At 44.7% G+C, this 20,546-nt stretch carries 18 protein-coding genes and 1 pseudogene; 12 read left to right on the forward strand and 7 right to left on the reverse strand.

Annotated elements, in window-relative coordinates; all coding sequences use genetic code 11:
* Window positions 1-123 precede the first annotated feature (123 nt).
* Window positions 124-735 carry an IS1634 family transposase gene (locus tag QUB24_RS25705; protein WP_333156456.1) on the forward strand — a complete coding sequence of 204 codons (612 nt, stop codon included), beginning with the start codon at window positions 124-126 and terminating at the stop codon, window positions 733-735.
* Between the two features lie 496 nt (window positions 736-1,231).
* Here QUB24_RS25705 and QUB24_RS25710 read toward each other — a convergent pair whose 3' ends face one another.
* From QUB24_RS25710 to QUB24_RS25725, 4 genes are all read right to left on the reverse strand, one after another.
* Window positions 1,232-3,598: a transglutaminaseTgpA domain-containing protein gene (locus QUB24_RS25710; RefSeq protein WP_333156457.1), complete on the reverse strand. Its 2,367-nt coding sequence runs from the start codon at window positions 3,596-3,598 to the stop codon at window positions 1,232-1,234.
* 342 nt (window positions 3,599-3,940) lie between these two features.
* Window positions 3,941-5,011 carry a hypothetical protein gene (locus tag QUB24_RS25715; RefSeq protein ID WP_333156458.1) on the reverse strand — a complete coding sequence of 357 codons (1,071 nt, stop codon included), beginning with the start codon at window positions 5,009-5,011 and terminating at the stop codon, window positions 3,941-3,943.
* The gene (gene hetZ / locus QUB24_RS25720; protein WP_333156459.1) at window positions 5,004-6,185 is read right to left on the reverse strand and encodes a heterocyst differentiation protein HetZ; all 1,182 of its coding nucleotides are present in this window, start codon (window positions 6,183-6,185) and stop codon (window positions 5,004-5,006) included. The genes QUB24_RS25715 and hetZ overlap by 8 nt, the downstream gene beginning before the upstream one ends.
* 67 nt (window positions 6,186-6,252) lie before the next feature.
* Window positions 6,253-7,434, reverse strand: coding sequence for an RNA-guided endonuclease TnpB family protein (locus QUB24_RS25725; RefSeq protein WP_333156460.1), 1,182 nt, complete (start codon window positions 7,432-7,434; stop codon window positions 6,253-6,255).
* 116 nt (window positions 7,435-7,550) lie between these two features.
* On the opposite strand from QUB24_RS25725, the gene QUB24_RS25730 reads away from it, so the two are divergent.
* The gene (locus tag QUB24_RS25730) at window positions 7,551-8,027 is read left to right on the forward strand and encodes a hypothetical protein (protein ID WP_333156461.1); all 477 of its coding nucleotides are present in this window, start codon (window positions 7,551-7,553) and stop codon (window positions 8,025-8,027) included.
* Between the two features lie 456 nt (window positions 8,028-8,483).
* Window positions 8,484-9,023, forward strand: a complete 540-nt coding sequence (locus QUB24_RS25735; protein ID WP_333156462.1) for a Dps family protein — start codon at window positions 8,484-8,486, stop codon at window positions 9,021-9,023.
* A gap of 194 nt (window positions 9,024-9,217) precedes the next feature.
* On the opposite strand, the gene QUB24_RS25740 is transcribed toward QUB24_RS25735, so the two are convergent.
* Window positions 9,218-10,318 carry a glycosyltransferase family 2 protein gene (locus QUB24_RS25740; protein WP_333156463.1) on the reverse strand — a complete coding sequence of 367 codons (1,101 nt, stop codon included), beginning with the start codon at window positions 10,316-10,318 and terminating at the stop codon, window positions 9,218-9,220.
* Between the two features lie 606 nt (window positions 10,319-10,924).
* Here QUB24_RS25740 and QUB24_RS25745 point away from each other — a divergent pair.
* The 4 genes from QUB24_RS25745 (at window position 10,925) to QUB24_RS25760 (ending at window position 15,443) form a co-directional block, all read left to right on the forward strand.
* Entirely contained in the window at window positions 10,925-11,956 is a 1,032-nt protein-coding gene (locus QUB24_RS25745) for a glycosyltransferase family A protein (RefSeq protein ID WP_333156464.1), read from the forward strand.
* Window positions 11,957-12,083: 127 nt separating this feature from the next.
* Window positions 12,084-13,535 carry an NAD(P)/FAD-dependent oxidoreductase gene (locus QUB24_RS25750; RefSeq protein ID WP_333156465.1) on the forward strand — a complete coding sequence of 484 codons (1,452 nt, stop codon included), beginning with the start codon at window positions 12,084-12,086 and terminating at the stop codon, window positions 13,533-13,535.
* 250 nt (window positions 13,536-13,785) lie between these two features.
* The gene (locus QUB24_RS25755; RefSeq protein WP_333156488.1) at window positions 13,786-14,922 is read left to right on the forward strand and encodes an AAA family ATPase; all 1,137 of its coding nucleotides are present in this window, start codon (window positions 13,786-13,788) and stop codon (window positions 14,920-14,922) included.
* Window positions 14,923-14,924: 2 nt separating this feature from the next.
* Entirely contained in the window at window positions 14,925-15,443 is a 519-nt protein-coding gene (locus QUB24_RS25760; protein WP_333156466.1) for a hypothetical protein, read from the forward strand.
* Between the two features lie 88 nt (window positions 15,444-15,531).
* Here the strand turns inward: QUB24_RS25760 and QUB24_RS25765 are convergent, their stop codons facing one another.
* Together QUB24_RS25765 and QUB24_RS25770 are read right to left on the reverse strand one after the other, a co-directional pair.
* Window positions 15,532-15,888, reverse strand: coding sequence for a HepT-like ribonuclease domain-containing protein (locus QUB24_RS25765; protein ID WP_333156467.1), 357 nt, complete (start codon window positions 15,886-15,888; stop codon window positions 15,532-15,534).
* Entirely contained in the window at window positions 15,866-16,213 is a 348-nt protein-coding gene (locus QUB24_RS25770) for a nucleotidyltransferase domain-containing protein (RefSeq protein WP_333156468.1), read from the reverse strand. The genes QUB24_RS25765 and QUB24_RS25770 overlap by 23 nt, the downstream gene beginning before the upstream one ends.
* Window positions 16,214-16,378: 165 nt before the next feature.
* Here QUB24_RS25770 and QUB24_RS25775 point away from each other — a divergent pair, with 165 nt between their 5' ends.
* The 5 genes and pseudogenes from QUB24_RS25775 to QUB24_RS25795 all read left to right on the forward strand — a co-directional run.
* Window positions 16,379-16,633, forward strand: a complete 255-nt coding sequence (locus QUB24_RS25775) for a hypothetical protein (protein ID WP_333156469.1) — start codon at window positions 16,379-16,381, stop codon at window positions 16,631-16,633.
* Window positions 16,626-16,982: a type II toxin-antitoxin system RelE/ParE family toxin gene (locus QUB24_RS25780; protein ID WP_333156470.1), complete on the forward strand. Its 357-nt coding sequence runs from the start codon at window positions 16,626-16,628 to the stop codon at window positions 16,980-16,982. Before QUB24_RS25775 ends, QUB24_RS25780 begins: the two co-directional genes overlap by 8 nt.
* 157 nt (window positions 16,983-17,139) lie before the next feature.
* Window positions 17,140-18,534, forward strand: coding sequence for a branched-chain amino acid ABC transporter substrate-binding protein (locus QUB24_RS25785; protein WP_333156471.1), 1,395 nt, complete (start codon window positions 17,140-17,142; stop codon window positions 18,532-18,534).
* A 245-nt stretch (window positions 18,535-18,779) separates the two neighbouring features.
* The gene (locus QUB24_RS25790) at window positions 18,780-19,856 is read left to right on the forward strand and encodes a branched-chain amino acid ABC transporter permease (RefSeq protein WP_333156472.1); all 1,077 of its coding nucleotides are present in this window, start codon (window positions 18,780-18,782) and stop codon (window positions 19,854-19,856) included.
* Between the two features lie 113 nt (window positions 19,857-19,969).
* Window positions 19,970-20,185, forward strand: a pseudogene (locus QUB24_RS25795) (IS701 family transposase); the annotation flags it as partial.
* Between the last annotated feature and the right edge of the window lie 361 nt (window positions 20,186-20,546).

Below are 20,546 nucleotides of genomic sequence, written 5' to 3' on the forward strand. Positions count from 1 at the left end.
GTTTACTCACCGTCGTGTCTTCTCTCAAGCTGCAAGACCGGAATATTCTTGAGTTCCTGACTGAATCTGTCTTGAGTACTCGTTCTGGTCGGATTCCTCCTTCTCTTCTGCCACGCTAACCCCGTGAACTTCTACAAATTATCTCAATCATTTAAATATCACCAAATTGAGCAGTATCAAGTCACTGAAGTTACAGCCAAGGAATCAAAAAATCAACCAGAAAAATTTTATCAAATCGCCGCGACAGTATGCAGAAATGAAACTAAAGTTAATACCGAAATCAAGAGTGCAGGACGTTTTATTCTAGCGACCAATGTTTTAGATTCGCGCGTACTCAGTAACGATGAAATGCTCAGGGAGTATAAAGCCCAGCAATCATGTGAGAGGGGATTTGGTTTTCTGAAAGACCCTTTGTTTTTTGCCGATAGTATATTTCTCAAAAGTCCAGAGAGAATAGAATCATTAGGGATGATTATGGGTTTATGTTTGCTGGTATACACCCTAGCTCAACGGCAAATACGATCGGCTTTAAAAGCGTCTCAATCAAAGATTAAAAATCAGTTAGGTAAACCAACTGACCGCCCGACATTAAGGTGGATATTTCAATGCTTCCCGTCTATTCATTTAGTTCGATTTGATCGAGAAACGCGGGTTTCTAATTCGAGTCAACAGCGAGAGTTTATCCTAAATTTATTACCAAAAGATTGTCTTTATTATTATAAATTTATAACTTAATTATTGCTCTATTACTGATATTATATTCCCTCAACTAAGACGCTATTCTCTTTGATTAATAGCGCTCTGTTAAGATGGCAAAAATCTCGTTTGCTCACTTCGATTTATTAAGCTAAATTATCAATTATGTATTTAATATCTTGATTCATTTATCTAATGCCAACCTAGATGCCTCTCTTGCTTATTGCTGCTTGTTGAGAATAGGTTTTGATGCCGTTTTTGATCATTCATCACTGCTTGAATCTCTTTTTTGAGGGAAGATGTCTCTTTTTATGCAAGCTTTGCTTTTTTATCTCCGTAATTTCCGATTGTGACAGTTGAGGGTGCGGAATGTGGGTTTAAAGGAATCAAATTTAGGACGTTTATATGACATAATTGAGTACCTTATGGTAGAAATTTACAAGTAATAGGAGGGTTACTTATTAAGATTAAATAATGCCTAGTCGAACTTCTCAACAGGGTAGGCAAGCGACGCTATTTTTCCTACCCTTACCACCTAAAACCAGCGCTTTTTGAGTTTCTTCAAGTGCGATCGCCTCAAATTTTCCACCAACTGCCGCAACTGACTCAAATTACCCGATTCCCCGCCATACTTCCACCGCACATAAGCTTGCGAAACTTCATCAATCACCTCAGCTTCATCAGTTGCATGATTACCGCGCATTGCCTCAGCATACTCCAAAGGCGTTTGAGCTTTCTGCTTGGCAAAACCCCTACTCGCCAAATCCTTCAACATTTCCTGATAAACCCCCTCCACCGGCGGCAACTTCGCCAGCCAGCGGCGGTGACGCCACTTGCGCCACACTTGCCAAATTAACCAGCCAATAAAGCCAAAGCCGATCGCAGCAATCAAACCAGTAAATAACCCCACCCAACCCCTAGAAAACTGTCCCAGAAACCAGCCTACAATCAAAGTTATCCAGCCAATTACAAAACCTATGACTGAATCGAGCCCGCTTCTGAGAGGAGTCGGTAGCCAACCCGCGATCCACTTCCAAAACGATTCGATCGCACTAAAAGTCTGGTTGTCTTCCACCGAAGCCGGAATCAGAGGATAACCGGGAATCGGATTAAAAGCAAACCAGCCGTGATTGGTAAAATATACCTCCGTCATCAAAAAAGCGTCGGTATTTTTCACAACATAGTAACCAGTAAACGGGTTAAATTCCCCCGTATCGAAACCCCCCACCATTCGGGCCGGAATCCCGATCGATCTGAGCATAATGGTCAATACCGTTGAAAAGTGGTCTGGATATCCACCGGTAACTTTTTTGCCGCCCTGGGTGTTTTTGTAGCCAAACAGAAAACCCTCGACTAAATCTTCACCTTCTTCTAAGTAAGGCAAGGCTTTTTCTATTTTGTAATTCGGATTTTGCTTTAAATATTGAGCCAAATACAAAGCTTTTTCGTAGGGAGAATCGATCGGTCTGTCCGACTGAGATACTCTAGTTCTGGCCGCCAATATTTCTTCAGTTTTTTCTCGCACCTTCTGGGCCATTTTCGGCGGCACATCCAAATAGAACTTGCGAATATTTTTCGGGTAATTAGTACCAGTTTTCCCTAACAAAGCTCGATCGCGAAAAGGCACATTAGAAATCACCGTATAAGTCACACCCTCTCCCAATTCCGCAGGCGCTCGCAAACCCCCCTCCGCATCAATCGCCGCCTCTGGACTCGGAAAATAAAGTTCCCTCGGCTTGTTTAAAGCCGGAATCAAATTCGGCATTGGAGCAACAATAGTATAACTTTGAATCACCTCTTGAGTCCGAGGCGCATTGGGAAACGGATTCAGATAAAATTGATAAGACCAGCTAGGTCGAGTCAGCTTTTGAGCTTGTTCGTTGCGAGAAATTTCCCAACCCTGACCAGTGTATTTGTCAAAGCCTAATACTCGCCAAAAACCCGCCGCCTGCGATCGTACCCGCATCACCACTTGAGGTTTCATTTCCCCCCGCAAATTTTGATTAATTCGCTGGTTGAAACCGTAATAAAAAGTAGAGTCTACCTCTCCTGGCCCTGAGTCTGGGTTTCTCCCCCTTCCTCCGCCAGTCCCTTTTTCATTTCCCCCTCTGACATACCCCGGATTCAGAATGCTGCGCGAGTCAAACTCCCCCTGATATTCAATAGGAGCACTCACCGGAAAAGTCCGCAACTGATAGCCAGGGAGGCGTGGCAAAAACGCAAAAATAGTCAGCCCCAACCCGACAGTTATCAGCAGCAGCCAACCAAAATACTTTGGGGATAAAGTAGCAGCAAATAGCGACAGGCTTTCATTTTTCCCTTTACCTTGTGCTTTTTCGCCAATGGCTTCTGGCTTCAAAAATCCCAAGCGCGATCGATAATCCAAAACCAAAGTCGGAAGCGCTAAAGCCAAAAACACCAACAACAGCGGCGCAAAAGTCAAGGTTTGGCTGAGAGTCGCTGCTACCCCTAACAAAATTAGCCCGATTACCATCGAATAGCCCAAATCCTTGCGGCGAGGCAAATCGAAACTGTGCAGCACTTGAAGTTGGATTAACAGTTGCGCCAAAACTAACCGCGTATCATTCAATTCTCCCACCAAGCGGCTAAAAAAAGCGAACAGCGCCACCAGCATTCCAATAGCTATGCAGAACTTAGCAGCTACATTGCGATCGCGGCGGCGGTACCAACTCCAAGTTGCTCCCACAATACTAACAGGCACAGCCCACAGGTTCAGGGCTTCTTCAGCAGCAACATCAGTAGCTACAATTCCCACAATTACCAACAACTGAACTAGGATTCGCAGCAGTAAAGAATCCTCAATCACCGGCGGAGGCATGGCCTCAATCTGCTCCCACAGCTTACCCAAAACAGGTATATTTCGCAGGTTATCAGTTGTCATGTGCACCCATCCAACTATTTTAGATTTTAGATTTTAGATTTTAGATTGAATCCACAGATAAATCTGGATTTTAACTAATCTCTAAATCTTATTTTCCTGTCAAACCATTTTAGATTTTAGATTTTAGATTTAATCCACTGATAAATCTGGATTTTAACTAATATCTAAATCTTATTCCTCTGTCATTAGATTTTAGATTGACTCCACAGATGAATCTGGGGGCTTGAACTAAGATCTAATTTTTTTCGCCTTCCACGACAGAAGTCGAGGGATTGCATTTGTTTTTGTGTGAGGTCAAACCCGAGAGTAAACACCTACCTTATTTACTCTAATTAGACCTTTCTAGTTGCTATCTTGTACTGCAAAAATTGGACGAATAGCAAACATCAAAGGTCTCGTCTCGAAGTTTTGGAATCGAACTTCTAGGGCATAAGTTTTGTTAGGTTGCGGGTCAAACAACTCCACACTTAAATGCCCGGAATTCGGACGATGTGCAGTTGCTTCGGCATCTCCTCCCTTGAGTTCCAAACTTCCTGCCCCCGGAAATTGGCACTCAACTCTTAAACACGGCATTGGCTGTTCTCTGTTGCGGTTCGACAGGTATTGAGCCTCCAGAGTCAGCGAACCCAAACCAGTCAGCCACTCCCGCGAAACTGGCGGCTGATTCACAGGACAATCGAGAGTTAGAGACTCAATGATTTCCCTGGCGGCCAACAGCGACAGCACCATTTGTTGATCGGTACTCGCTGCTTCGTAATTTGGGAAATCTTCTAAATCTAGAAGTCCCCGCAAAGAACCTCTGAGCACTAAACCAGCTAACTCGTTGAGTTCCTGAGACTGGCCCGGAAATAAGCCATCTACAGCGCGAACTAACTTTGAGCCTTCCCGCAGCGACGACATTACCAGTTCCTGACAAGGTTCTAGCAGTTGAGCAAAAACCCCTTGGGCGATCGGAATTGGCAGGCGGCCCCACCTGATATTTTGTAGTTGGGGAGTCCAGAGGTGTAGGGGGGGAACCCATTGCGGGGCTACATCGTCTGGGTAATCGTGGTCGTAGCTTTTGAATTCTGTTTCCCAGGGGAACAGCGGCGGGTTAGATTCAATTTCGGCTCTAAGCCTTTCTTTTAACAAGGTCTGAAAACGGTCTTGCACGGTCGGTATTTCTCCAATTGTCAGCGGTTGTGCGGGTGCATTGCTGTGCCCCCCCACTTGATAGTCCAGCGGGTCTGGTTCGTCCCATTCCCAGTATTCCACCCCGGAATTGTCTTCTGTGTCGCCCCACTCTTGTGAGCGAGGGGATGGATTGAGGTTTTCCTCATCTTCGCTAGAGGCATTCGCGATCGGCGCCTGCAATATCCAGTCTAAAAAATGGCGATCGAAAGCCTCTGCATCCCTGTTCGTTTCGTTATTCATCACTAGATGCCCCTTCTCCGGAATCTGAACGATTTCGCAATTCCCACGCAAGTTCCAGCAATTTAAACCACCGCTTCTGTACCTGGGCTACCGTGCTGCCCAGGGTTTGGGCGATCGCTGACTCTGACAGACCCTGTTGTTTCAACTTTAGCAAACGCTGTCCCTCTGGGCCAATTTGCTCGCCAAAAGCCTGCCACTGAGAAGGCAGCAAACCCAGATTTTGATCGAGGTCTGCTTCCAGCCACTGGTGAACGAGTTCCCAGCGGTGCGACATGGCGAACCTGAGCAAATGGTACTTGAAGCGCTGCTGTAAATAATCTCTTTGGCGGGGAGTTATGCCCAAAAGCGACTCTATTTCATTAGTCGGTAAGTCTTGCAAGCGCAGCACGAAGTAATCGGCGCAGTCTTGTTGATTACGCTCTTTCAAGTAAGCCACTAATTCGTCAATCACCTTTTGCCGCAGAGATTCTGACTCGTCGCCTAGGGGACGAATTGCCGCCGAACCCTGTCCGGCCATCGCTTCCCGCACCGAGTGCACCGAGGTGTCGTTCCAAGTTTGGTCGGAATCTGAAGCCCCTCCGTCGGCGGCTTGTTCCATATCTACCGAGGTTTCTTTGGGCTGCTGCTGGGAAAAGGTTTGGGCCCGTAAAATAATTAGTTGCTGGCTGCGGTTCCGAGGTAAAGGAATGCGCCGCTTGCCGAAGCGCTCTACAAAGGCCATGTACTCTGCTAGTTCTAAGCGAGTGCGGGGACTGTAGGTGGGTGGTAGTTGGGTTTCGCGCCGGAATGCCTTTAAAGCTTCGAGATAAAATCCTTGCAAAAAATCTTTGATCAGTTCTACTCGCGCCTGATAGCTAGACTGCACCTGCGGAGGAGTGATGTAGCGATAGACGATCGCGCTGAGGGTACTGTGCAATTCTACTCGCCCGGGCCCGGAGCCTAAATTGTAATAGTGGAGGCATTGTTGCAAGCGGTGCTGAGCGAGGCTCTGGGCTGAACCTTCTATATCTCCAGAGGCCTGAATCCGCTGGCTTTCAGTGCATATCCTGTTGACTTCTGCTGCGAGTCGCCCTGCTACATCTTGGCAGTTCTGCTCAGACGCGCGAGTGGACTTTTTGAGTTCGTCTAACAGCCGTTCAAATATGGTTTCCACGCTCTGGCAGATTTCCCGCATGATGGTTTACAGCTAACATTGACATCCACCCCGGCGTAAACGCACGGGGATTCCTAAGACTCACGACTTAGGTTTCTGCTTCCGTCCCTGACGGGGATTTCGCACCAGCCTTAACAGATTTACTCTGTTCTGGTCTTACGGTCGCTCCACAGACTGACACGGCAAGCCCTGCCGCCAAAATATTTTTTGCCGCATTAATATCTCGGTCATGGTGAGTGTCGCAATTAGGACAATCCCATTCCCGGATATTTAACGGCATCTTGTCAACGATGTGTCCGCAATTGCCACACCGTTTAGAACTCGGAAACCAGCGATCGATCTTAATTAAAGTACGGCTGTACCACTTACACTTGTATTCAAGTTGTCCGACTAATTCCCCCCAACTTGCATCACTTATAGAAGCGGCAAGTTTGGGATTTTTAACCATATTCTTCACAGCTAAGTCTTCTACGGCGATGGTTTGGTTTTCACACACCAACCGCGTTGTTAACTTGTGAAGACTATCTTTTCTTGCATCAGTGATTTCTTGATGCACTTTCGCTACTTTAAGCCGTGCTTTGTGACGGTTGTTTGACCCTTTTTGCTTGCGACTTAAAGATTTTTGCGCTTTTCTAAGTTTGCGATATTTTGCCTTGAATCCTTTGGGATTGGCAATCTTTTCGCCAGTGCTTAGAGTGAGCAAGCTTGTAACTCCCAGGTCGATACCAACTTGACTGCCTGACTGAGGTAATGCTTCAATTTCAACATTCACCAACAGAGAAACTGACCACCTACCTGATGGTGCAAGCTTCACGCTTAAGGTTGATGGTCGGCAACCATCAGGTAGTGTCCGGCTCCAACGAATTGGTAACGCTTGTGTGCTTTTTGCTAGGTAGACTTGTCCATCTCTGAACTTAAATGCTGACTTGGTAAATTCTGCACTACCACCATTGCGTTTCTTTTTGAAGTTAGGATATTTTGCCCGCCCATCAAAAAAGTTGGTATAAGCCGTTTGTAAATGTCTCAAACATTGCTGCAATGGCACACAGCTAACTTCATTGAGAAAATTCAACTCTTCTGTTTTCTTCCATTCGGTTAACATTGAAGAAGTCTCAGCATAGCCTACCCGTTTCTGTTCTTCGTACCAAGCTTCAGTTCTTATGGCTAAAGCACGGTTGTAGACCAAACGAACACAACCCAAAGTACGTCGCAACAAACTTTCTTGTTCCGGCGTTGGGTAGAATCGATAGCTGAAGGCTTTTAGTGTCATACTTATTTTAAGTACACCATTTCACATACTAGCACGTCTTGGGTGAAATGGTAGGTATTAACAAAAATTCATGTAAAGCCGTCCTAGAAGGACGGGGTTTCAAACCCAAATTTCTGATGAAAGTAGCACAGTTAGTAAAAGTATGGATCAATCTTTCCTACGGCTACTTTAGCCCGTATTCCCCACATAGGAAAAACTGTAATGCCCTCGATCTCCTCCTCGCTGCAAACGCTGAGGACTGCTTTTTTTTAATCTCTCCTGACACGCCATCCGCCAAAAACCAGGTTTCAACAATTGTCACTGCAACGATGGTTCATCAGAGGGTCTGGTTTGACAAAGCCTTCATGCACCTGCGGGCCCAAAACGCGGCACTGCGGTTGATACCTTCGGCAAGCGTGCTGTGGTGGTCACAGCAGCAAGTATTCCTGAAGGTGAAACGAGCACACAACTTCTCCCGGCCGTCTACCAGATGGGACAAAGGGTTTCATGGCTGTATTCGATCGGGGTCTTCCGCCACTTTTGTCATAAAGTTTCGACGGATCTCGCCCGTCTGTTTCTTTGCAGCATCCTTCAACGTCGATTTAACGGTTTGAGTCAATATCATTTCTAGCATCCCAATTACACAGGTCAGAACCGCTCATGTCCGAAAATCAGTTTCCTAGCCTTCTAGGATAACTGGGGTTATATTTAATTGCAAGTCCCTTATGCCGTCATTTAAACCCGCCCGCACAATTAAGGGTGTGTGATGTTCGTTAACTTCGGCATAAATTCCTTGATTTTTACTAACAATCAGAGTACAGCCTTTTTATATAGCGGGATTGAGCGGGCGATCGCCTGCCGCCCAATCGCTGTGTTCGCCAAACAAAGGCCGTCCGGAACAATAAGTTTCATAGCATCTATCTAAGGGTATCTATATTGCGATTAATTTAACCGGAAATGCAGATATTTTACTAAAGGGCGAGGGTCTTCGATCGTCCTCTGGGTTGATGTAAGTGGCTGGCGAAATTTGTTTTAATAAATGTAAAGTTAGAGTTGAAGGAAAAATTTCAATGCGTAAGTTAAACATAGGTCTATCTGACGAGCAGCGTGCAGGCGTTATCGAACTATTGAATCACGACCTGGCAGATGCTTATCTGCTGTTAATCAAAACCAAAAAGTATCACTGGGATGTAGTGGGCCCGCAGTTTCGATCGCTCCACCAGTTGTGGGAAGAACACTATCAGGCCTTAACACTAAATATCGATGCTATGGCCGAACGGGTGAGAACTTTAGGTGGCTATCCAATTGGTACTGCTGAGGGTTTTCTGAAGTATGGCTCGATCAAAGAACATATCGGTGATTTGCCTTTGGCTACGGAAATGGTATCGCGTTTAGTTGACGACCACGAACTGATTATTCGCAATCTCCGCCAACACGTCGAACAGTGCGGCGAAGAGTTTAAAGATGACGGAACCGCAGACTTTTTGACGGGTTTGATGGAACAGCACGAACAAATGGCTTGGATGTTGCGATCGTTTATTGAAGGGGAATCTATTTCGCCCGATGGTAAGCAGCCACAAGCTCAAACTGCTACAGCTTCTCACGCTTAGAAAGATTAAGTAGAAGCAAGAAGCAAGAAGCAAGAAGCAAGAAGCAAGAAGCAAGAAGCAAGAAGGAAAAATTGAAATTCTTTTATTTAACCCTTTTTCCTGATTGTCGATCGACCAACCGGCCAGAATTAAACGCCCTCTAGCTTCCTCAAAAACCCGGTTTCTTCAACAAACCGGGTTTTTCAATTTAGGGTTTATGTAGATTTTCGATTTCCTAAACTATTGAATCGCATTCTTTCGTATACCTGCGATGGCAACATTCTGTGAGCTTTCGTCCGCGCCTCAATCCTCGCCAGTGTCGTCCCTTCACTCGATTCTGATGCTTGTTTTAACTCTAAGCCTGATTCAGTTGGCGCTGGAACTATTATTTTTAATATACTTTCTATAAAGAGCAGATACAAATTATGGCGCAAAAGTGCCATTGATAAATCTTCTTTGAACGCTCGATACAGCCAAGATAATGTACTGCGGTGATTGCCGCTGCGGTTGCTTTTGACAGCTAAGTAAATGTAAAAATTGCTGCTAGACCACCGATAAATGCTGCTGGGAATTTCGGGATGTTGCTGCCGGACATCGGCCATAATTAAAGAGTGAGATTTTGCCATTGCTGCATAGTTGCTAGACATACTGCTGGCAATCTGCCGATAGCCCACTAAGTATTCTGGCACGACTTTAAATTGATAATGTTCGGCTATGCGGAGGTGAAGTTCCCAGTCTTCGCAGCCTTGAGCGTTTTCTAGTTTAAGTTGGCCGTTGTAACCGCCGACTTTGGCAAAACAAACGCGGCGGATTAGAGATGAGCTGGCATTGCCTATAAAATATTTATAAATTAATGCTGTGTAAACTTCTCCTTCGATGGTGGAGTTATAAAATCCACCTGTGAGCAAGTCTTTTTCATTTATATCAACTGACCAGGAATAGACAACTCCGACAGATGATGATGAGGAAGTCAGGCATTTCACTTGTTTTTCTAAGTTTTGCGGATACCAAATATCGTCGGCATCAATGGGAGCAATATATTCGCCTTTTGATTTTTCAATTGCTAGGTTGCGGGCGACGGCGACGCCGGCATTTGATTGGTGGAATAAGCTGACTCGGCTATCTTTTTGAGCAAAAGATTGAACGATTTCGGCTGTTGTATCTGTAGAGCCGTCATCAACTACTAAAAGTTCTATGTTTTGATAAGTTTGAGATAAGACAGAGTCTAAGGTTTTAGCAATAAAATTTTCAGCGTTGAAAGCTGGTATGATGACTGAAACTAATGGCTGATTTAAAGTGTTTTGGGAGGTCTTCATGTAATATAAAAAAGGGTTTATGTAAAAGTTTTGGTTCAAAGGGAGCTAGCTAAGGGTATGTTAGCAAATTACTAAAGCTCGATCGTACAGCGTCGGAAATTTTAAGACGTATATTTAAAATATATTGCCAAACGTTATAAAATGTGCATTGACTCGGCAGTGGCGATCGACACTTGGTGCAGGAGTCACTCGCGGATGAGGTCTGTAAAAGAAATTTTACCGCCCAAGTCTTGACAGTTTCCTGGCATCCGTATAAACTGTGTTTGATTTTATACAATGTACTTATTTGTAAAATCAAAGTCGGGTGCATTGCAACACAGCCATACCCAAATACTGCTGGGGCTTTTTCTGAAGTTTACACAAACAATCATATATTTAAAGATTTTGTAAAGCTGTTGTCTACATCAGGTCAGTCTCAGCAAGATATGGCGTAAAATAGAGGTAAGAATGGGAAAAATATAATCGAGAATACCAGAAAAAAATCTAGTTGAAGACAAACAGAAATCGAGTTATAAATAAAAAAGTAGAGCTGATTTTACCCTTCGTAAAGTAGCACCAATAACATTCCAGCAAATTTTAGCCCCTGCAATTTAAACAATTTAGGTAATGATTTCTACCGCCGATCCCACTGTATCCGTTATTATCCCAGTCCACAACGGGGGCTCTTACTTCCGCACCTGTTTGTCAAAACTGGCTCAAGCTGTGCCCCGGCCGATCGAGATTATTGTAGTAGCAGACGGCGAAAGCGACGGTTCTTGGCGTCTGGCCAAGGAATTCGGCGCCAAAGTGATCAGAATTCCAGAATGCGGGGGCCCAGCGCGGGCAAGGAATTTGGGTGCCCAAGCTGCAAAGGGAGATATTCTGTTTTTTGTGGATGCTGATGTCGCTGTTTGTCCAGAAGCTGTGGGCTATGCGATATCGGTGTTCAAAAATAATCCCTACTTAGCTGCTTTCATTGGCTCTTACGACGATGCTCCTGGAGATCCTGATTTTCTATCGCAGTACAGGAACTTGCTGCACCACTACGTGCACCAAACAGGTAACGAAGAAGCTTCGACTTTTTGGGGGGCTTGCGGAGTGATTCGCCGGGAAATTTTTTTGCAAATGGGCGGCTTTAATGAGAGTTACCGCCAAGCTTCGATCGAAGATATTGAGTTCGGCTACCGTTTGAAACAAGCAGGTTATAACATTCGGCTGTGCAAAACATTGCAGGTGAAGCATTTAAAGCAGTGGAAACCTATGGGGATGGTGAAAGCTGACTTTTTCTACCGAGCACTGCCTTGGACAGAACTGATTTGGCGCGATCGCCAATTGAATAACGACCTCAACTTGCAAGTTTCAAACCGCATCAGCGTGATTTTAACTTATGCAGTGCTGCTGGCAATTTTGGGGACGTGCTGGTCGCTGAGCTTTCTGCTACTGGCTGGTTTGCTGGCAATACCGCTGGTAGCAATTAATGCACCACTTTACCGATTTTTTTACCGTAAACACGGTATCCTATTTGCCCTGAAAACTATTCCGTGGCACTGGCTTTTCTACTTTTACAGCGGACTGGCATTCGCGATCGGCACTGGTCGCTACTTATACCAAAAAAAGCCTGTGACTGGCAAAGTTAGTTTGCCGGTATCCGCTCAATAAATCAAGACCAATTGTCCTTCAATATCACGTAAATCGATCGTTTCTCAGGGTATTCACGGGTGCATCTATCCCTTTAACAAGTTATAAATAATTGTATGGTTCGAGAAAAAAGCTGGAGGTAGGCTGAGTGAAACATTATCCTGTGGCGATCGTCGGTGCAGGCCCTGCGGGCTTGACTGCTGCCTACGAGCTAGTCAAGCAAGGCATCATCCCTGTTGTACTAGAAAAAGGTGATAAAGTTGGGGGAATAGCTCGCACAGAAACCTACAAAGGCTATCGTTTCGACATTGGCGGCCACCGCTTTTATACTAAAGTTGAAGCCGTGCAGCAGTTGTGGCAAGAGGTGCTGGGAAATGAGTTTATTAAAGTGCCACGATTGTCGCGAATTTTTTATAGAGGTAAATTTTTTAACTATCCGATCAGTGCCTTCAATACTCTCTTTAATTTGGGGATAATTGAGAGTACGCTGATTATTTTGAGCTATCTGAAAGTGAGAATTTGGCCACTTACGGAAGAAAAAACTTTTGAACAATGGGTGATCAATCGTTTTGGGGAACGCTTGTACAAAACATTTTTTAAGACTTACACTGAAAAAGTTTGGGGAATTCCCTGTTCAGAAATTCAAGCAGATTGGGCGGCGCAGCGGATTAAAGGATTGTCGCTGACTACAGCAATTATTAATGCTTTGTTTGGTAGCAACGACACTAAAACATTAATCAAAGAGTTTGATTATCCAGCTTTGGGGCCGGGCATGATGTGGGAAAAGTTCGCGGAAGCTGTGGAGAATAAAGACGGCAAAGTTTATCTCGATACTAAAGTGATTAGCTTTGAGCGTGAAGGTAATAAGATTAAAAGTATTACTGCGGAGCAAAACGGAGAATTAGTTCAATATTCTGCTGATAATTTCATTACGAGTATGCCGATATCGGCGCTGGTAGCAAGAATGAAACCGCAGCCTCCCGAAGAGGTACTGCACGCCGCGCGATCGCTCAAATATCGAGATTTTTTGATTGTATCGCTGATTGTCGATCGCAAGGATTTGTTTCCTGACAACTGGATTTACATTCACTCCCCCGAAGTCAAAGTGGGACGAATTCAAAACTTTAAGAATTGGAGCGCCGCTTTAGTTCCAGACGCCAGCAAAAGTTGTTTAGGAATGGAATATTTCTGTAGCGTAGGCGACGAGATTTGGGAAATGTCGGACGCGGAACTTATCGAATTAGCAACTCGCGAGTTGGTGGGTTTGGGGTTAGCAACCACTGCTGATGTGGAAGATGGAGTGGTCATACGGCAACTTAAAGCTTATCCAGTTTATGATGGGGAATATCGAGGACACTTGCAGGTACTTGAAGGTTTTTTGAAGGGATTTGAGAATTTGCAGACGATCGGGCGAAACGGTATGCACCGATACAACAACCAAGACCATTCCATGCTGACGGGGATGCTGGCTGTGAGAAATATTCTCGGGGAAAAGCACGATTTGTGGGATGTGAATACAGAGCGATCGTACTATGAAGATTTTAGTGTCGATCGCTCAAAAGAAAAAAGCGATTCGGATTTGATTTCGCAGTCAAGCTGATATTTGGGAACTGTAGTTGTGACAAAGTGAGTTAACTCAGACTTGAAAGGGCGATCGCCCTTTCATATTTTCCGCATAATCTTGTACGGGCAATCCCCCGCTCATTTGCGTCGCTTCATCCGGAGTAGGTACGGGGGGACTCCCCTACATCTACTACAACCTATTTAGGTGCTCTGAAGTGGAAATATTGTATATTGGTTAATTAAGCTTACCATTTTTTTCACTTTTGACTCCTCGCAGTCGTTTTTCTATGCTCCAAAGACTATACGTACATAACTTCAGATGCCTGGAGAACTTTGAACTGATTCTCAAAGAGATGCCATCCTCCCTTTTAATTGGGAAAAATGGTGCAGGTAAATCAACCATCCGTGTTGTATTGGAAATCCTTCAACACATCGGTCGAGGCATTAACAGAATGCGTGACTTTGATAAAAATCATCTTGGTCTTATCGATCCGAAAGATTTCAATCGAGGAAGGTCTGATGTTCCAATTCGATTTGAGATAGAAGTATTACTTGACAATAAACTATACAAATATATCCTGGCATTGGAATTACCAGAAAACTTTAGAGAGCTTCGAGTTTTTGAAGAGCAACTGTTAATTTCAGGAAATCCAATTTACTCTCGCAAGGAAGCCCAAGTCACTCTTTACACCAGCCACAGCCAGCGAAATCTTGAAGCTCAGTTTCTGGTAGATTGGCATCTCGTTGCTCTTCCAGTGATTCAGGAACAATCAGAAACCGATCCGCTTCGTATTTTCAAGACTTGGCTGGCGCGCACGATTATTTTAGCCCCGATTCCAAGCCTGATGACTGGAGACTCTAACGGGGAAACGTTGGAGCCAAAACGAGACGGTTCAAATTTTGGGGAGTGGTTCTCTGGGTTACTCAGTCGCTACCCTGCTGCCTACACACAGGCTTACAGATACCTCCAAGAAGTTATGCCTGACTTTCAGGATTTTCTGAATGAACAAATGGGGAAAGACTCTAAAAGTATGATTGTTCGCTTTGAAGCAAATAATGCCAATCTGAGTGTTGACTTTAAAGACTTATCTGATGGGGAGAAATGCTTTTTTATTTGTGCAGTTGTCTTAGCTGCCAACAAATACTACGGCCCACTTTTTTGCTTTTGGGACGAACCTGATAACTATCTTTCCCTGTCAGAGGTTGGACATTTTGTTACATCACTGCGACGCTCATTTAAGAATAGCGGTCAGATTATAGCTACCTCACATAATGAGGAAGCAATCCGAAAGTTTTCAAATGAAAATACCTTTGTACTCGATCGAAAAAGTCACTTAGAACCAACCTTGGTTAGGTTGCTTAGCGATATACCTGTCAGTGGCGATCTTGTAGATACCTTGATTCGCGGCGACATAGAATTATGACAGTGAATAACTATCAATCCCATGTTCTTGTGTTGCCCGAAGATGATGCTAATCGCCAAATTGCCAACGGATTCATTCTCAACTCAAACGTTAATGAACCTGCGATTCAAGTCTTACCAATTGCTAATGGCTGGGGAAAAGTCGTGGCTCTTTTCAAAAAAAATCAAGTTTCTGAAATGCGAAAATTTCCCAAAAGAATGATGGTCTTGCTGATTGATTTTGATGGGACAGGAGAGCGGGGGAGTTATGTAAAGAGTCAGATTCCAGAGGATCTGCAAGATAGAGTGTTTATTCTGGGAGTGTTATCTGACCCAGAGGATTTAAAGCGTATTAAAAAGAAGTTTGAGAGTATCGGAACGGGCAAGCTCGAGCAGATCGGAGAAACCCTTGCAAACGACTGTTCCAATAATAACACGAATGGATTATGGGGACACGATCTTCTCAAACACAACAAAACAGAGTTAGCTCGTATGATTCTATCTGTTAAACCATTTCTGTTTAATAAAGTCAACGAGGAATGAATGCGTTTTGTCGAGCGAAAGAGCGCTCTAACAGTAGGGTGGAGCGGACAGCCGGGAAAGCTTGGGGCAAATTCGGTCGGCTCTGATATCAAATATCATCAGGCAATGGGGGCAATAATGCCTCTATTTGTACCAGCAAACTAGGCCAAACACTTGTAACGATATTCCAAATAACTTCTGGTCTCACTTGGTCATAACGGTGAACTAAAATATTCCGTAAGTTAATCGCATTTCGCCAATCAATTTCGGGATGAAACTGCTGAAAATCGATCGAAACTCTCCGAGAGGCTTCGCCCAAAATCCCCAACTGCCGCTCTACGGCACTTTGCATAAAAACACTTTCAAGATAAGTCTCGGATGAGGCATTCGCCGTAAACTCTTGAATCCGACGGATTGCTTGCGCCATGTCCCAAAGTGAAGCACTATCCCGATCGCCCGCTTGCATAAATCACTCGATGCGTTTTCAAAATGTTCGATCGCCGATAGGGATTTTTTAACTGTTTTTTTTCCACCAAATCTACAGAACGGTGAAATAAATCCTCTATCTCTTCCTGCATACTCAATAAATGAGACAGCGTGAGGCGGTGCGATGACTCGTAAGTAACTAATACATCCACATCGCTATCAGGGCGAAAATCATCCCGCAGCACCGATCCAAACAGGGCAAACTCGACAATGTTCCAGCGCGGGCAAAATTGTGCGATCGCATCTAAAGAAACTTTTAGGCGATCGCTCACTACATATTCTAAATCCGCTTGTAACTCAATCATGGGCGAGTCAACCTCAGACTACAAAATTCAGAGAATCCAAGCATTGCTATAGCAGCCGCTAATTTACCACACTTGAGCATCCCAGACACATTTAAGTTTTCGATGCAAACAAAATTTACTAGACTTACTGATAAGATGAGAGGAGCTAGATTGAGAGGTCATCTTATGTCGCCGATAAAACAACGCCTTCTAGAAGCGATCGAACGGACTCCTGAATCGCTTTTAGAGCAAACCCTGACATTCCTGGAATTTTTGACCAGTCGGACACAGACCGCGCTCGCCCCAGACTTCGACTCGGATTTTGACTCAGACACGGACTCCAACGACAAAATCCTCGCTGACCTGAAAGCCTCGCTTCACCAAGCCAAAGCGGGACAAACCTTCCCCATCGAGGAGCTCTGGGACGGCATCAATGTCTGAGATGCCAGTCCAACTCAAATTCACGGCACTTTTCAAACGTCGCCTCAAAGGACTCGCTAAAAAGTATCGCCAAATTCAAACCTATGTTCAGCCCGTCCTCGATGAGATTATCCCAGGAAACTTCATCGGAAACCTGATTGCAGGCACCCAATACACCGTTTACAAAGTCCGGGCTAAAAACAGTGATGCCCAAGTTGGTAAGAGCGGTGGCTATCGTTTGATTTATCAAGTTGAATCACCGACTCAGGTTGTTTTACACCTGATTTACTCGAAATCAGAACAAGCAAACATCTCGGCCGAGGAAATCCAAACTGCGATCGCACAATACCAAGCAGAACCAGGCGAATAAGACATTTTTCAAGTCTAAACTTTGGATATCGCCGACATTGATATCACATATGGCCCAAGTCCCGACCTTCTGGCGGCAGCAGTGTATCTTTGAGAGTTGACACAAATTTTTTAAACTTGTGCTAACTCTTGACTACATACTGACTAGAGTGAAAAATATGCAAAAACGCCAGCAACAAACCAACCAACCTATGAACTTTTCAGAAAAATCAGGGGGCAAAAGTGCCACATCCCCAAAAATCAACTCAACACACAATCTCGGCGTCGGAGGATTGCGGAAATTACTTTTTGCCGCCGGAATAGCCTCTCTGTGCGCTAGCTGTCAAAATCCTCAAGCACCCACCGCCACAACTCCCGGAGGCAGCCCCGGAACCAGTCCCGCAGCCACTCCCGTCGTAGTCAGCAGCCCCGGAGACCCAAATACTGTCAAAATTGTCTCCATGCTGCCCATGACAGGCAGCGCCTTGGGTCAAGCTCAAACAATGGTCAACGGCATCCAACAAGCCCTCGCCGAAACCAACTCCAAAGCTTGCGACGGCAAAATCCAAATCCAATACGAAGTTTTCGATGACGCCACCGCCGCGGCCGGCAAATGGGACCCGGCCCAAGTAACGTCCAACTCCAACAAAGCCGTCGCTGACGGTTCGGTAGTTGCCGTCATCGGTCACTATAACTCCGGTGCCGCCAAACTTTCCATTCCTGTGCTCAACCAAGCTAACATCGTCATGATCAGTCCGGCCAACACTTATCCGGGACTGACTAAACCAGGAAAAGGCGAAGCCAAAGAGCCTAACGTTTATTATCCCGCTGGCACTCGTAATTTCACCCGCGTTGTCCCCGCTGACGACCTTCAAGGGGCTGTAGCTGGCAACTGGGCGAAATCTTTAGGCGTACAAAAAGTCTACATTCTCGACGACCAAGAACTCTACGGCAAAGGCATCGCTGACGTTTTTGAAGCAACTTCTAAAAAGTTGGGAATTCAAGTCCTCGGAAGAGAGGGAATTGATATTAAAGCTAGCGACTATAAGGCGTTAATGAATAAGATCAAAGCTTTAAATCCAGACCTGATTTACTTCGGTGGCACTACTCAGAGCAATGCCGGACAAATAATTAAAGACATGAGAAATGTTGGGATGGCGGCTGATGCAGTTAAGTTCATGGGGCCCGACGGCATTAAAGAGCAAGCTTTAATTGACGCGGCGGGCAAAGATGCGGAAGGAATTTACGCTACTTTTGGCGGGTTGCCTCCTCAAGAATTGACTGGTGCGGGTGCGAAGTGGTACGAAAGTTACAAGGCAAAATATAATGCTGAACCGGAAGCTTATGCAGCTTACGCCTATGAAGCTGCTAAAGTTGCGATCGGCGCAATTAATAAAGTTTGCAAAAATGACCGCGCTGCTATCCGCGAAGCTGTGTTGGCAACTAAAGATTTTAACGGGGTACTCGGCACTTGGAGTTTTGACACCAACGGCGACACGAGCTTGACTACAATGTCAGGAAATGTTGTTAAAGGTGGCAAGTGGGAGTTCGTGAATGCGCTCAAGACGGAATAATTAGTCAGTTGTCAGTTGTCAGTTGACTGTTGTCAGTTGACTGTTGTCAGTTGACTGTTGTCAGTAGTGATCTTAACTGGTTCCTAAGCAGAGCCTAGGAACCAATGTCACTCTTGGTCTGCTGGGCTTTCCGATCCGAAAAATTGGAGGTAGAGCCTCCGAATCCGCGTTTCTAATATCGGCCTAGAAACGAGTAGAATGAATGTTCCTAATGCCCAATTTCCAATTCCCAATTACGAATAATTATGAAAAACTGGAAAAGTATTCTCTTATATCTAGGTGTAGTTTATATAGTTTTGCTATTAGGCCCGATCGCAGGATTTGATTTACCGAAAATCCTTGGGGAAATAGTCAGCAATCCTGAAGTTTTTATCCAACAATTATTAGTTGGTCTTGTCAACGGGGCGCTGATTGCAATTATTGCTTTGGGTTACACTATGGTTTATGGCATTATTGAGTTAATCAATTTTGCTCATGGCGATTTGTATATGTTGGGCGCTTTTGCTTCCTTAACCGTGTTCGGGGCTTTTGGGATTCAAGATGGCGCACCTTTAGGTATTGCTATACCGGTGATGTTAGTTGCTTTAATTGTATGTTCGGTGTTTTGTGCTGGACTCAATATTGTTGTGGAAAAGTACGCTTATAGACCTTTGCGAAATGCTCCCCGTTTAGCTCCTTTAATTTCAGCGATTGGAGTTTCTTTTATTTTCCAAAATATGGGGCTGTTTTGGGGAGGATTGAAAGCTTTTATTCCGGTGATGGGTTCTAATTCTGCTGCTCCGAAAAGCTTTCCCGATTTGTTGCCGCGAGTTGATATTCTAAAGTTTTTGGGAATTCAAACGAGTATAGTATTTACTACAAAAGATTTAATTGTGTTGGTAGTGGCGGTGGTATTGATGGTTTTGCTTCATGTGTTTGTGCAGTACACTCGTCTCGGAAAGGCGATGCGGGCAACGGCTCAAAGCCGCGATGCTGCTAAAATTATGGGAATTAATGTGGATCAGATTATTGCTCTGACTTTTTTGATTGGGGGAGCTTTGGCGGGTTCGGCGGGGATTCTGGTTGGTCTGTACAACAATACTATTGTTTTTACGATGGGGTTTACGGCGGGTTTGAGGGCTTTTACGGCTGCGGTTTTGGGGGGGATTGGCAATATTGTTGGGGCGATGTTAGGAGGGGTTTTGATTGGGTTGCTGTCGTCTTTGAGCGATCAGTATTTGTCGAGCCGCTGGACAAATGCTTGGGTGTTTGGGGTTTTGGTAGTGATTTTGGCTTTTCGGCCAGGGGGTTTGTTGGGCGAGAATGTTCAGGAGAAGGTTTGAAGTTGCAGGGTTTAAATCATGGCAAGAGATACTTATCGGGACTTAAACAAAAAATACGAGCTAAATGAGTTCTAATGCTTGAAGAGCAAGCATATAACGTTAAAGAATGAGCAATGAAAGAGACGACCCCCACCGCCATGCCCGCTTGCTGTGATAAATGGTGTCAAAGATTTGATGATATCTTTGGTCATCAAGCCCAAAAACAGGAGTTTAGGAACTATTTAGGCGGATTATTGGGAGGTAGGGAACGAAAAAACCTCTCGCAGATGGTGGCAAACGCCGTCGGAGTCACTTACCACAAATTACACCATTTTTTAACGGCCGCGCCCTGACGGGGTTGTCAACCCGTCAGCAATTTGATATTATTGATAGCCATTGCTTAAAGTAGTGCTGTGATTCAAGGTCAAAAAATCAAGACAATGGGAATTCAAAAATATGTGGGTAGGTTAACTGAATACGGGCGATCGATACGTCGCCATAGTAGTTTTTGGATTGGATTATAGGGTCAATGTTGGGTGCAGTGAAGCGGAGGGAGTTGGCTGGGAATGAAGTCAAGACATTATTACGCTCATTAATCGGACTTAGGCGCAATAAACTACGATTTTTTCAGAGGGGTATGAGGGCTATGTCATTGATTATATCAATGTTTTGACTCTTGTTGCCACCCCTTCAGGGGTAATGCTTCTATCA

This window comes from Microcoleus sp. B9-D4 (genome assembly GCF_036705105.1).
Lineage (GTDB): Bacteria > Cyanobacteriota > Cyanobacteriia > Cyanobacteriales > Microcoleaceae > Microcoleus.